This is a genomic window from Catenulispora pinisilvae, from assembly GCF_015356865.1.
GTDB classification, from domain to species: domain Bacteria; phylum Actinomycetota; class Actinomycetes; order Streptomycetales; family Catenulisporaceae; genus Catenulispora; species Catenulispora pinisilvae.
The window spans coordinates 1-13,190 of sequence record NZ_JAAFZA010000009.1 but is presented as its reverse complement, the minus strand read 5'-3'; the positions used below and the strand labels follow the sequence as shown (position 1 = coordinate 13,190).

The following is a 13,190-nucleotide window of genomic DNA, read 5'->3' as shown; positions in this document are numbered from 1 at the left end:
CTCAGCGCCTCACTCTCGGATCGATCAGGGTGTAGCACAGGTCGGCCAGGATGTTCGCGATGATGATCGACACCGTGATCAGCAGGAACGCCCCGGCCATCACCGGATAGTCGCGGGTGCCGATGCTCTTCAGGAGCAGGTCGCCCAACCCCGGGTAGTCGAAGGTGTCCTCGATGAAGAAGGACCCCGCGAACATCACGCCGAAGGACAGTGCCAGCACCGTGAACAACGGCAGGATCGCGTTGCGGCCGATGTAGCGGGCCCGGGTGACCGGGGCGATGCCGCGCAGCTCGGAGGCCAGGATGAAGTCGTCGCCGAGCACCGACACCACCGAGGATTTCATCGCCAGCAGCCAGCCGCCATAGCTGAGCAGCGCGTACGCGCACACCGGAAGCACCGCGTGCTGGACCACCGAGCCGATGTACGGCAGGTTCCAGCCCGGGTCGTACTGGATGTCGCTGGTGCCGGCGTCGGGCAGCAGGTTCCACTCGGTGTGGAAGACCACCAGGAGCAGCAGGGCCAGGACGAAGGCGGGGACGCCGGCGAACAGCGAGCCGGAGACGGTCAGCAGACCGCCCCAGCGGCTGGAGCGCCGGACCGCGGCCACGACGCCGGCGGTCACCCCGATCAGGAAGCTGACCAGCAGCCCGGACAGCACCGGGATCACGGTCCACGGCAGCGCGGCCCAGATCAGGCGGCTGACCGGGACGCCGGAGTAGCTGATCGACTGCCCCAGGTCGCCGTGCAGCAGCTTGCCGAGATACCCGCCGTACTGCGAGAGCATCGAGTCGTGGGAGGTGTAGCCGTAGATCGCCTTCACCTTCGCGGCCGCCTGCTCGGCGTTCATCCCGGACTGGATGTATTGCTCGTACTGCACATCGCCGGGCTTGCCGGGCAGCGCGTGCACGAGGAAGAACGTGAACGTCACCACGACCCAGACCATCACCAGTCCGGCCGCCAGCTTGCCGGCCAGTCGCCGGGCGAACGCCGTCATCTTCTTCCCCTCCCTCTTCCTGTCATGGTCGGTGGCCCTGTCTGTGTCCTGGCCCTGTTCTTTGTCCTGGCCCCGTCTGTGCTACTGACCCGGTGCCCGTACTCGCGCTTACTTGCCCTGCACGTAGCCCTGCATCATCCACACCCCGGGCGGGTTGGCAAGCAGGTCGTCCTGCCCGGTCTTGGGGTAGTTGGTGAACCGCTTGTCCAGGTCGAACATGACGTGGGTGTAGTTCCAGATCTGGATCACCGGCAGCTCTTGGTTGGTGGCCGCGGCCAGCTGGGCGATGATCGGCTGCTGGGCGGACACCGGGGTCGTCGAAAGCTGCGCGGCGAGCTGGCCGGGGTCGATGCTCTGGCCGTTGACGGTGTAGCTGGCCGGGGTGTGCTCCCAGTTGGTGGCCGCGTTGTCGTCGTGGGCGGCCTGGCCGTTGGTGACGCTGTAGCCGTCGGCGGAGCCGTAAATGCGGGCGTAGGCCATGTCGGTCTGCGGGCCCAGCGCGACCAGCCACCAGCCGACCGCGTACTTACCGGCGGCCATCTCCTTCTGGTAGGTGGCGAAGTCCGCGGTGATGGCTGCGGTGGTCTGGATACCGAAGGCGGTCAGCTCGTTGGCGACGATCGTGGAGGCGGCGATCCAGTCGGAGAAGCCGTTCACGGTCTGGAGCGTGATCTTCCACTGCTGGCCGTTGGGCAGGTGCCACTGGCCGGAGGAGTCCTTGGTGAACCCGGCGCCCTGCAACAGCGACGCGGCCTTGGCCGGGTCCGGGCTGTAGGGGTTCAGCGCCGCCTTCTGGTCGGCGGACAGGATCGAGTCGGACTGCGAGCCGACCAGACCGGTGGTGGTCGGCGCCGTGATACCGCCGACCGGCTCGCCGACCTTGGTGACCGCGTCGCGGTCGATGACGTAGGCCAGCGCCTGGCGGACCGGCGTCAGGTTGTACGGCGCCTGCTTCTCGTTGAACGCGATCGAGGCGCTGACGTAGCTGGGGGCGTCGATGCGGGTGTAACCGGCCTTCAGGACCTGGTTCAAGATGTTGGTGGGCATCGAGGTGTACGGCGCGTAGTCCAGCTCGCCGCCGTTCATGTAGCCCCAGATCTGCTGGTTGCCGGAGTAGCTGCGCAGGATGACCTGCTTCGGCGAGATCTTGTTCGCGGCGTAGAAGTACTGGTTGCGGTCCAGCAGCGCCTCGCCCGGGTTGACCCGGGTCTCCACGAACGGGCCGGCCGAGACGTCCTTGGCCGGGGAGAAGGCGGCGATGGTCTTGCCCTCGGCGGCCAGCTTGTCGGCCGCGGCGCTGGCCGCTGCCGGGTCGGTGCCCTGGACGGCGGCGATCTGGGTCCAGATGTCGGCCGGCAGCTGGCCGGCGTAGACCTTGTCGTTGACGATGGTCGCGGTGAGCACCAGGCGCTGGAAGTAGAGGTTCTTCACGCCCGGCTGCTGGTCGATCTCGATCTTGCCGCCGCCGAGGTCCTTGACGTCGGACACCTCGAAGTTGCTGCCGGCCACGACGGTGCCGCCGGCGCTGGCCACCGGGCCCGCGGTGCCCTGGGTGTAGGCGATGGCCAGCGAGGTCTTGATGTCGGCGGCGGTGACCGGGGTGCCGTCGGACCACTTGGCGTTCGGCTGGAGCTGGATGGTCAGGCCGGAGTCCGAGGACGTCCAGCTGGCGGCCAGGCCCGGGAGCACCGCGTTGGGGTCCGACGGGTCGTTCTTGGTGAAGGCCAGCTGCATCCAGTTGTAGCCCTTGAACATGTTCGGCGAGGCGTTGTACGGGTTCATCGGCGCGCCGGCGGTGATCTTGTTGTTGGCGTCGATGCTGGTGAAGACGCCGCCGGTACCGCCGCCGCCACCGTTGGTTTTCTTCGCCGAGGAAGAGGAGCTGGAGCACGCCGACAGCGCGGTGGCCGCGACCGCCGCGACGGCTATCGCCGCGACCAGTGGTTTGGGTCGGGACATGGTCCTGACATCTCCGTTCGGGTCGGTGGGACGGGGTGTGGGCTGGCTTTTCCAAGTGCGCGGACACGGCGGTGCCGGGTCGGTGAGTGGAACCGTAGGGCGCGGCGCCAACCTTCGTCAATGAGTTGCGCGAATCGCGTTCATTCCGTAACTTGCCAACGGCACGACCCGCGAAGAGCCACTTCCCCACCCCCGGCTGACCCCCGAGAGGAAACGCCACGCATGAGCTCCCTCACCCCGCCCACCGCAGAGCGCGTGGCCGCGCCGACCGAGGCGCGCAACCCGGCGACCGCGGACATCGACGCCGTGCCGACGGTGGAGGTGCTCAGGCTGCTCAACGCCGAGGACGCCCGGGTCCCGGCCGCGGTCGGCGCCGTCCTGCCGGCCCTGGCCGACGTGGTGGACGAGACGGTGCGCCGGCTGCGCGCCGGCGGCCGCGTCCACTACTTCGGCGCCGGCACCTCCGGCCGGGTGGCGGTGATGGACGCCGCCGAGCTGATCCCCACCTTCGGCCTCCCGCCGGGAGTGGTGGTCGCCCACATCGCCGGCGGCATCAAGGCCCTGACCATCCCGGTCGAGGGCGCCGAGGACTCGGTGCCCGGCGGCGCGGCGGACGCCGCCGAGGTCAAGGCCGGTGACGTCGTGGTCGGACTGACCGCCAGCGGGCGCGCCCCCTACGTCGCGGGAGCGCTGCAAGCAGGCCGAGCGGCGGGGGCCTACACGGTCCTGGTGTCAGCGAACCCGGCCGCGGCCCTGGCCGACGAGGCCGACGTGCACCTGGGCCCCGACACCGGCCCGGAGGCGATCGCCGGCTCGACCCGCCTCAAAGCGGCCACCGCCCAGAAACTGATCCTCAACGGCCTGTCCACCGCCGCGATGATCGCCCTGGGCCACACCTACTCCAACCTCATGGTCGACCTCGCCCCGACCAACACCAAACTGCGCGGCCGGGTCCTGACCATCCTCACCGAGGCCACCGGCCTGCCCGAAGACGTCTGCGCCAAAGCCCTGGCCGACGCCGACGGCGAACTGAAGACGGCGCTGGTCTGCCTGCTCAGCGCGGTCGCGCCGGACCAGGCCCGGCGCGCGCTGACCGCCGCCTCGGGGCAGGTGCGGGCGGCACTGGCGGCCTCCACGCGGACCTGAGCCCCGCGTGGGGGCCGCTGCGCTGTGGGGTGGGGTGGCGGTTCTGCGGGTGGCGGATGGCGACATCCAAAACGGCGGGCGAGCGGTTCTGCGGGTCACGGTCGCGGTGCGCGCCGATCCAGCTCGGCCGCTAGGTGGGTGGTAGTCGTAGCACGCACCATTCTCAGCTCTCGGCTGTCGGCGCGGCATAGGGGTCGGCGGGTACCCGGCGCTCACACCGGCGTGGTTTAGACCACAGGGATTTGAGTCCACTATTGCCGGTCACTAATAGCAGTTGCTGGCGACCATCAGCACTCGCCGCTACCCTTGGAACCCCAGGGGGGAGTACTCCCCAATCGGCGTGGTCGTCATCACGGAGCTTCACACGCTCCCGGCCACCGAGCCTGAGCCGATGGCTTCAGGCGGAGAAGACTCCTGGTGTTGTTTTCGCGTGCTGTGAAACAGCCCCAGGGAGATCCGTCCATGACTCTGCACTCAGCTGGTGCCATCGCCTTCGGGCTCGTGCTCGTTCCGGCCTGCCTGAGCGCAGTGTTCTTGTTCCTTCTGTTCGGTATCGTCATCGCGCCCGCGGTGTTCGCGAAGGCGGAGCGTGCGGAACGGGCGCGCAAGATCCTCGGGGACTTGCTGCCGTGGCTGCCGTTCTTCGGTCTGCTGGTCCGTTCCCGGCGCGGCAGCCGGTCCGATGATCAACGGACGCCGCCGCCGTGACCTCATTCGGACGTCGGCGGCCTGCCTGGCCGCGAACGGTCCGTGGGTCTGCCGCGCCATCGTCTGCGGGTCGGACCACCAGGCGACCAGCGAGTCCAGATCCGATTCCCGCAGGATCCGCAGCCCCACCAGCCGGCCGGTCAACGTGAAGTCCATCAGAACCACCCCTCCCTAGCGATGGTCGAGATCGTACCGAGCTACCGCCCCCGCGCCCCCTGCACGGCGCTGCGCGTCCGCTCCAGCGCGCGGGTGGTCCGGCTGAAGTTCCGCTGGGCCACGCCCACGAACAGGCAGTCGACCACCGTCAGCGCGGCGATCCGGCTGGCCATGGCGCCGGAGCGGAACGTGGTCTCGCGGACCGCGGTGGTCAGCACCAGGTCGGCGACGTCGGTGATCGGCGAGCGCGGGAAGTTGGTGATGGCGATGGTGCGGGCCCCGTTGTCGTGCGCCTCGGCCAGGGCGGTGACGGTGGCCGGGGTGGCGCCGGTGTGCGAGACGCCGATCGCGACGTCGCCCCGGCCCAGCAGCGCCGCCGAGGTCAGCGCGGCCTCGGCGTCCGGCCAGGCGAAGGCCCGGTGCCCGATCCGGTGCAGCTTCTGGTGCAGGTCCAGGGCGATCAGGGCGCTGGCCCCGATCCCGTAGACGTCCACGGCGCCGGCCGACACCACGGCGTCCACCGCGCGCTCCAGCACCTGAAGGTCCACCTGCGCGACGGTGTCCTCCACGGCGCGCGCGTCGGCGTAGCCGAGCTTGGTCACCACGTCGGCCAGCGAGTCGCCCGGCCCGATGTCGCCGCCGGCGGTGTGGGCGGTGGCGGCGGCGTCCTCGATCCCGGCCGCGGCGGCCAGCCCGATCCGCAGCTCCGGGTAGCCCTTGAGTCCGACCGCGCGGCAGAAGCGGATGACCGTGGTCTCCGAGGTGTCGCAGTCCGCGGCCAGCTCGCTGATCGTCTTGGCCGCGACGCCGGCCGGGTCGGCGATCGCCGCCTCGGCCACCCGGCGCTCCGAGGGCGGCAGCGTCGGCAGCAGGGCCCGGATCCGCACCAGCACGGTCGGCGGCGGCCCGGCCTCGCCGATGACCAGCGTGGAGACGCCGGTCGCGGCCGAGGCGGCGGGCACCGCGCCGCGGCCGCCGCGGGACTGCCGATTCGCGCCACTGCTCATGACGTGATCCTAGAGCCAGGCCCGGCGCCGTCGGTACCGCCGTTGAGGGAGCCTCCGGAACCGCCTTCCCGCACGTCACCAGGTGGGACTTCGAACCCGTGGGCGACGCCGTCGGCAACCCCGTGGGCATCCCCGTGCCCGACCCCGTACGCGGCGGCCACCGCGCCGTGCAGCGAGCGCCGCAACTGCCGGGCCCGGTTGTCCCGGCCATACAGCACCGCATTGGTCAACAACACGCACCAGATCCCCGAGACCGGGTCGAACGCCAGGCTGGTCCCGGTGAACCCGCTGTGCCCGGCCCCGGTCGGCGGCCACCGGTCGGACATGAAATCGAACGAGTCGCCGCGCAGCGTCCAGCCCAGCCCGCGCCGGCCGTCCAGCCCCTCGGTCTGGCAGCGCAACGCCTCGGCGCGCATGGCCGAGGACAGGATCGGGCTGTCCTCGGCGAGCCATCCGCCGCGCAGGTACGCCGCGAGGTCGGAGGCGGTGCCGAACAGGCCGGCCTGGCCCGCGACGCCGCCGAGGCTTTCGGCGTTCTCGTCGTGCACCACGCCGGACTTCGCGTCCTGACGCCCGGGATCGTCGAACCAGTTGGCCTCGGTGGCGGCGGCGGGCCCGGAAGGCAGGTAGCCGGTGGCGGTCATGCCGAGCGGCTCGGCGACCAGCTCGCGGAACGCCTCCTGCAACGGCTTGCCGGTGAGGTCGGCGACGATCTGCCCCAGCAGGATGAAGCCCAGGTCGGAGTACTTAACTCGGCTGCCCACCGGCGCCTCCAACGGCTCGGCGAGCACGGCCGCTAACCGATCCTCGGCCGTCCCGGGCAGCCGCCACACCTCCAGGATCGCGGGCAGCCCTGAGGAGTGGGCGAGCAGATGCCGGACGGTCACCCGGTCCTTTACCCGGTCCTTCACCTGGTGCTTCCCGAATCCGGGCAGGTACTTCAGCACCGGATCGTCCAGCCCGATCTCCCCGGCCTCGACCAGGCGCAAGACGCACGGCAGCGTGGCCGTCACCTTCGTCAGCGACGCCAGGTCGTAGAGCGTGTCCGGGCTGACCCCGGCCCCGAACGCGGCGCCGTGCACCGGCCCGTCGCTCCCGCGGCCGTACATCAGCACCGCGCCGGGCACCACGCCCGCGCGCACGGCCTCGGCGACGATCTCACCGGGATCGGCACCCACCACAAAATCGCCGCTCACCATCGGTTCCTTCCCGCGTGGGGCCGGTGGTAGGTTTCCACCGTCAACATGCCTGAAGACGTTAGCAAATGACGACAAGCTTAGTGACAGAGCTTAGTGACAGAGAGCCGCTATGCGCCAAGCGATTCCCGAAGACCTGCCGGCCCTGCGGTCCCTGGCCCGCACCGGCCTCATCTACGACCCCGACACCGACGCGGTCGTCGACCTGCTGTGGTCCTCCGCCGCCGAAGGGTGCCGGATCGTCCTGGAGGACGGCGCGGACAGCGCGGACAGCGACGACAGGGCGGGCGGCGCGGCCGCCGCGAACTCCGAGAGCTCGGGCCGGATCATCGGCTTCGCCCTCGGCTCACTGCGCCCGGCCCGCGACGAACAGCCGGCCACCGGACACGTGGAGCTCATCGTCGTCGGCCCGGAGCACCGGGAACAGGGCCACGGACGCGCACTGCTCGCCGAGTTGGAGCGTCGCCTCGTCACCGTGGGCGCAGCCCGGCTGCGCATCCGCGGCAACCCGCCGAACTTCGCCTGGCCCGGCATCGACATCCGCTACACCCCGGCGGTCTGCCTGGCCGCGGCCGCCGGCTACGAGCGGCTGCTCGACGCCAACAGCATGCTGGTCAACCTGGCCGCGGCGGACCTGGCGACCGAACAGGACGTGGAACGCCTGGCCGAGGCGGGCATCGAGGTGCGGCGCGGCCGGCCCGAGGACGAGGCCGCCCTGCGCGCCTGGTCCGACGAGGAGTTCGGCGGCACCTGGGGCCAGGAAGCCGCGATGGCGCTGCGCAAGGACCCGCCGACGCTGCACGTCGCGGTCCGCGACGGCGCGTTCCTCGGCTTCGCCGGCCACGGCATGCAGCGCGTCGGCATGTTCGGGCCGATGGGCACCGACGAGGCGGCGCGCGGCCTGGGCATCGGCGCCGTACTGCTGCGCCGTTGCCTGGCCGACCAGCGTGCCGCCGGGATCGACGTCGTCGAGATCGGCTGGGTCGGCCCGGCGCGGTTCTACTCCAAGACCGTCGGGGCGCGCCTGGGCCGGGTCTTCTGGGCCTTCGAGAAGCCGGTCACCGCATGACCGTCTCAGGGCTCGAACGGTTGGTCCACGCCGGGAAACCGTTCGCCGGTCAGCGCGTCGGGCTGCTGACTCACCCGGCGGCGATCACCTCCGACGGCCGCCACGCCGCGCACGCGCTCCTGGACGCCGGCACCGACCTGCGAGCCCTGTTCGGCCCCGAACACGGAGTGCTGGGCACCGCGCAGGCCGGGGAATCGGAGTCCGCGGCGACCGATTCGAGCACCGGACTCCCGGTCTACGACACCTACAATCACAGCGTCGAGCACCTGTCCGGGATGCTGGCCGAGGCACGGATCGACGTGCTGGCCGTCGATCTGCAGAACGCCGGAGCCCGGTTCTTCACCTACGAATCAAGCCTCTACGACGCCCTGGCCGCCGCGGCGATGGTCGGCGTCCGGGTGTGCGTGCTGGACCGGCCGAATCCGTTGGGCGGACAAGCCGTCGCCGGGCCGATATTGGACGAGGCGTACTCCTCGTTCGTGGGACGGGCTCCGATCCCGGTGCGGCACGGCATGACGATGGGCGAACTCGGCGGCCTGTTCGCTGCCCGGCTCGGCGTCGAGGCGCCGGAGGTCGTGACGCTGGCCGGCTGGGACCCCGCGCGATTGTTCAGCGCGACCGGGCTGCCGTGGGTGCCGCCGTCGCCGAACCTGCCGACGCCGATCAGTGCTCTGATCTACCCCGGGACGTGCTTCCTGGAGGGGACGAACGTCTCGGTCGGCCGGGGCACCACGACGCCGTTCGAACTGCTCGGCGCGCCGTGGCTGGACCGCGGTTTCGCCGAGCGGCTGCGGGCCGCCGAGCCGGCCGGGATCGCGGTGCGGGAAGCGTATGCGACCCCTGCTTTCGACCGATACGCGGGCCAGCTGATCTGCGGCGCGCAGCTGCACGTCACCGACCCCGAGGCCGTCGATCCGCTGACCGTCGGCGTGACGGTGCTGTGCGCGCTGCGCGACGGCTGGCTGGGCCGGTTGCGGTTCCGGGACAAGCACTTCGACCTGCTAGCCGGGTCCGACAGGCTGCGGACGGCGCTGAACAAGGGCTGCTCCGCCGAGGAGATCCTGGACGAGTGGCGGGAGCCGGCCCGGCGGTTCGCCGAGGTGGAGCGGGAACCGTATCTGTTGTATGCGCGCGATGGAGAGTGCTGATGTCCGAGCTGGATGTGTTGACTGCCCGCGTTCTGCAGCCGGGTTTCGACGGCCGGGAGATTCCGGACTGGGTCCGCCGCCGGCTGGCCGACGGGCTCGGGTCGGTGATCCTGTTCGCGGCCAACATCAAGTCGCCGACGCAGCTGCGGGCGCTGACCGACGGGCTGCGGGCGGAGAACCCGGACATGTTCGTCGCCATCGACGAGGAGGCCGGGGACATCACGCGGCTGGAGGCGGCCACGGGATCGTCCTTCCCCGGGAACCTGGCGCTGGGGGCCGTGGACGACGTGGCGCTGACCGAAGCCGCGGCGCGCTCGATCGGGGCGCTGGTGCGCGCGGCCGGTATCGATCTGGACTACGCGCCGGTCGCCGACGTGAACAGCGAGCCGCGCAACCCGGTGATCGGCGCGCGCTCGTTCGGATCGGACCCGACGCTGGTGGCGCGGCACGTCGCCGCCGCCGTCCGCGGCCTGCACGCGGCCGGGGTCGCGGCGTGTGCCAAGCACTTCCCGGGGCACGGCGACACGGTCGTGGACTCGCACTTCGGCCTGCCGACCGTCACCGCGACCCTGGCGGAGCTGCGGCGCGACACCCTGCCCCCGTTCGCGGCCGCGGCGGAGGCCGGGGTGCGCGCGGTGATGGTCGCGCACCTGCTGATGCCCGAGTTCGACGCCGAACACCCGGCCTCCGTGAGCCCGGCGGTGATCGGCGGCCTGCTCCGCTCCGAGCTCGGCTTCGACGGCCTGGCGGTCAGCGACGCGATCGGCATGGCCGCCGTCCGGGAGCGCTACGGGCTCGCGGGCGCGGCGGTGCGAGCGCTGGCCGCAGGCATCGACCTGGTTTGTGTGGACAGCAACACCACGGACGCCGACCTGACCGCGATCACCGACGCGGTCGCGGCGGCGTTGCGGGACGGGACGCTGAGCGAGGCGCGGCTGGTGGAGGCTGCTGAGAGGGTCGCGGCGTTCGCCGAGTGGCGGCGGGCGGCGCGGGAGACCCCTGTCAACGCCGCCGACGCGACCGATGCGACCGACACCGCCGATGCCACTGACACCACTGACGCCACTGACATCGCAAATGCCGCCGATGCCGCGCGCGCCAGCATCGGACTCGCGGCAGCCCGGCGCGCGGCCACGGTGCTGCGTGCCGACGACGGCGCGCTGCCCCTGAAAGCCGCCCCGCACGTCGTCGAGGCCGTACTCCCCCGCAGCCTCGCGACCTGCCTCGCCGAACTCCTGCCCGGCACCACGAGTTCGCAGCTCGCCGCCACCACCGAGGTCCCCGCCGACCGACCGCTGGTCATCGTGGTCCGCGGCATCCAACGCTCCCCCGAGGACCTGGAACGCGTCACCAGCCTGGTGAAGGACCGCCCCGATACGATCGTGGTCGATCTCGGCGTCGCGCACATCGACCCGGGCGGCGCGGCCTGGATCGCGAGCTACGGAGCCTCGCGGGTCTGCCTCCAGGCCGCAGCGGAGATCCTGACCGGCAGGTAACGTCGCGACGGGAGGACGACGGGAGGACCCAACCATGACCGACCTCGACAACCAGACCCCCTACTGGGACGCCGTCGCCACAACGAAGCGCTTCACCCACCCGCTGCACGCGCCCTGGACAGCGGCGATCGGCCGGGACGCCGCAATCCTGGACTACGGCTGCGGATACGGCCGGACCATGACAGACCTCGCAGAGCTCGGCTTCACCGATCTGACCGGCGCCGACAGCTCAGCGGGGATGATCGGCACGGCCCGCACGCAGCACCCGACGATGCGGTTCGAGCTCGTGGACACCCCGCCCACACTGCCGTTCCCCGACGCGAGCTTCGACCTGGCAGTCCTGTTCGCAGTCCTGACCTGCATCCCGGGCGACGCGGCCCAGCGACGGCTGATCGACGAGCTCAGTCGGATCCTCAAACCCGGCGGCCTGCTCTACGTCAGCGACCTCCTGCTGGGCGACGACCCGCGCAGCCGCGAACGCTACGAACGATTCGCTGCGGCACACGGCAACGGCACTAATGGGGTCTTCGCTTACGGGGTCTTCGAGACCAGCGACGGGGCCGTGTGCCGGCACCACCCGGCCGATCACTTCGCGACGCTGCTGGACGGCTTCGAGGTCCAGGACACCCGACGGATCGGCGTGGCCACCATGAACGGGAACGCGGCAGCTGGGATTCAGGTTCTGGTGCGCAAGCCGGCAGCGGGCTAGAGGTGCTCGGAGTTTGCGGGCTGGGCTGCGGTTTTTTTGTTGGTTTTCAAGGCTTTTTACGGCCTTCGGTTATGGTTGTGCCGGTTCGGGGTTCGGGTCGGCGGGTGTGTTTGTCGGCTGCCGGTCTTCGCGTTCACGACCCCGCCGCACCTCAGGCCTCTTCAACCCCGGCAAGTTGGAACAAGAGCCAGATCAAGAGCCAGATCAAGAGCCAGATCAAGAGCAAGATCAAGAGCAAGATCACAGGCAAGATCACAAGATCAACTGCACAGGCAAGATCAACTACAAGATCAAGAGCTGTGATGAAGGGCCGGCGCCTCCGGCGGGGGCTCTCGGCTCCCTCGGGGAACTGGCGCTGCTCCATAGGGTGGCCGGGTCAGGGCCCTGCGGCGGCGGTTTGTGAGGTGGTGCGGTCCGTTCCCCTCGCTCGCGTCGTCAGCCCCAAGGGGTACAGCGCCGAACCCCGGGAGTAAAGTCCGCGCCCTTACGATACGCGCGCAGGTGGCAGCCGCGTACAGCGCGAACTTGACTCCCGAGAACCGGCACTGTAGGCAAAGCCCTGCCGACGCGACCGAGGGGAACGAACCGAAAACCGACCGGAAGAAAAGCAACCGCAGGGCCCGTAGACGCGGGCTGGGCGGTGCCGCTGCCGGTAAGAGCGTGGCGACGGGCCGCTGGTCAGTTGGTCAACGGCGTGCCCGGGTGCGGTATGCGGCAACGGACCGGCCGCGCTCACAGCAGTCTGCCTCCGACTGCCGACATCCCCCAGCGCGCACCTTGCTATCCGCCAGCATCGGCCTTGGCGGCCTGGCGAGCCCGCGCCCGCGCCCGCATCTGCGCTCGCACTCGCACTCGCACTCGCACTCGCCAGCCTAGAATGCGCACTCTGGGACTGCCGCGCCGCCACACGCCGGACCGGCGGCCGAACTCGCCGAGTCGCCGGTACCCGCACCACTGGGCTTTGCACCTATCCGGCCGGTTTTCGGTTCGTTCCCCTCGGTCGCGTCGGCAGGGCTTCGCCTACAGTGCCGGTGGCCGGGAGTCAAGTTCGCGCTATACAAACCGCAGCATGCAGCCCCGACCGCAAGCGCGCGGACTTTACTCCCGGACACCGGTGCTGTACCCCTTGGGGCTGACGACGCGACCGTGGGGAACGAACCGCAACCACCTCACAAACCGCCAGCGCAGGGCCCTGACCGGACCACCCTATGGAATTGCGCCAGTTCCCCGAGGGAGCCGAGAGCCCCCGCCGGAGGCGCCGGGCTCTTCATCACAGTTTTTGACCTTGATCTGGCTCTTGATCTTGCTGTTGATCTGGTTCTTGCTCTAACTTGCCGGAGTTGAAGAGGCCTGAGGCATGGCGGGGTCGTGAACGCAGGAACCGGCAGCCGACAAACACACCCACCGACCCGAACCCCGAACCGGCACAACCATAACCGAAGGCCGTAAAAATCGCCTTTCAACCCACACACCAACCGCACCCGGCCCGCAAACTCCAGCCCCCAAAGAAGATCCGAATCCCGAACAGCCCACAGCACTGCGCCCCACCAACACCGCGCCCCACCAGCACTACTCCCGACCAACACCGCACCCCACCAGCAC

General features: G+C 70.3%; 10 protein-coding genes. 6 read left to right on the top strand and 4 right to left on the bottom strand.

Annotated features, from left to right (window positions below):
• Position 1 precedes the first annotated feature (1 nt).
• The gene (locus tag IZR01_RS04345) at positions 2-994 is read right to left on the bottom strand and encodes an ABC transporter permease (RefSeq protein WP_194891458.1); all 993 of its coding nucleotides are present in this window, start codon (positions 992-994) and stop codon (positions 2-4) included.
• A gap of 108 nt (positions 995-1,102) precedes the next feature.
• Entirely contained in the window at positions 1,103-2,953 is a 1,851-nt protein-coding gene (locus tag IZR01_RS04340) for an ABC transporter substrate-binding protein (RefSeq protein WP_194891457.1), read from the bottom strand.
• Positions 2,954-3,175: 222 nt separating this feature from the next.
• On the opposite strand from IZR01_RS04340, the gene IZR01_RS04335 reads away from it, so the two are divergent.
• Positions 3,176-4,099, top strand: coding sequence for an N-acetylmuramic acid 6-phosphate etherase (locus tag IZR01_RS04335; protein ID WP_194922967.1), 924 nt, complete (start codon positions 3,176-3,178; stop codon positions 4,097-4,099).
• 462 nt (positions 4,100-4,561) lie between these two features.
• On the top strand, positions 4,562-4,807 hold the full coding sequence (locus IZR01_RS04330; RefSeq protein WP_194922966.1) for a hypothetical protein: 246 nt from the start codon (positions 4,562-4,564) through the stop codon (positions 4,805-4,807).
• A gap of 197 nt (positions 4,808-5,004) precedes the next feature.
• Here the strand turns inward: IZR01_RS04330 and IZR01_RS04325 are convergent, their stop codons facing one another.
• Both IZR01_RS04325 and IZR01_RS04320 read right to left on the bottom strand, forming a co-directional pair.
• A complete protein-coding gene (locus tag IZR01_RS04325) occupies positions 5,005-5,970 on the bottom strand; it encodes a MurR/RpiR family transcriptional regulator (RefSeq protein ID WP_194891454.1) in 966 nt (321 codons plus the stop codon).
• Positions 5,967-7,166, bottom strand: a complete 1,200-nt coding sequence (locus IZR01_RS04320) for a serine hydrolase domain-containing protein (protein WP_194922965.1) — start codon at positions 7,164-7,166, stop codon at positions 5,967-5,969. The genes IZR01_RS04325 and IZR01_RS04320 overlap by 4 nt, the downstream gene beginning before the upstream one ends.
• A 112-nt stretch (positions 7,167-7,278) precedes the next feature.
• Here IZR01_RS04320 and IZR01_RS04315 point away from each other — a divergent pair, with 112 nt between their 5' ends.
• From IZR01_RS04315 to IZR01_RS04300, 4 genes are read left to right on the top strand one after another with little or no spacing between them, the layout of a single operon-like run.
• Entirely contained in the window at positions 7,279-8,235 is a 957-nt protein-coding gene (locus IZR01_RS04315; RefSeq protein ID WP_194922964.1) for a GNAT family N-acetyltransferase, read from the top strand.
• Positions 8,232-9,383, top strand: a complete 1,152-nt coding sequence (locus tag IZR01_RS04310; protein ID WP_194922963.1) for an exo-beta-N-acetylmuramidase NamZ family protein — start codon at positions 8,232-8,234, stop codon at positions 9,381-9,383. The genes IZR01_RS04315 and IZR01_RS04310 overlap by 4 nt, the downstream gene beginning before the upstream one ends.
• Positions 9,383-10,879, top strand: a complete 1,497-nt coding sequence (locus tag IZR01_RS04305) for a glycoside hydrolase family 3 protein (protein WP_194922962.1) — start codon at positions 9,383-9,385, stop codon at positions 10,877-10,879. The genes IZR01_RS04310 and IZR01_RS04305 overlap by 1 nt, the downstream gene beginning before the upstream one ends.
• A 34-nt stretch (positions 10,880-10,913) precedes the next feature.
• Positions 10,914-11,588, top strand: a complete 675-nt coding sequence (locus IZR01_RS04300; RefSeq protein WP_194922961.1) for a class I SAM-dependent methyltransferase — start codon at positions 10,914-10,916, stop codon at positions 11,586-11,588.
• Positions 11,589-13,190: the final 1,602 nt, after the last annotated feature.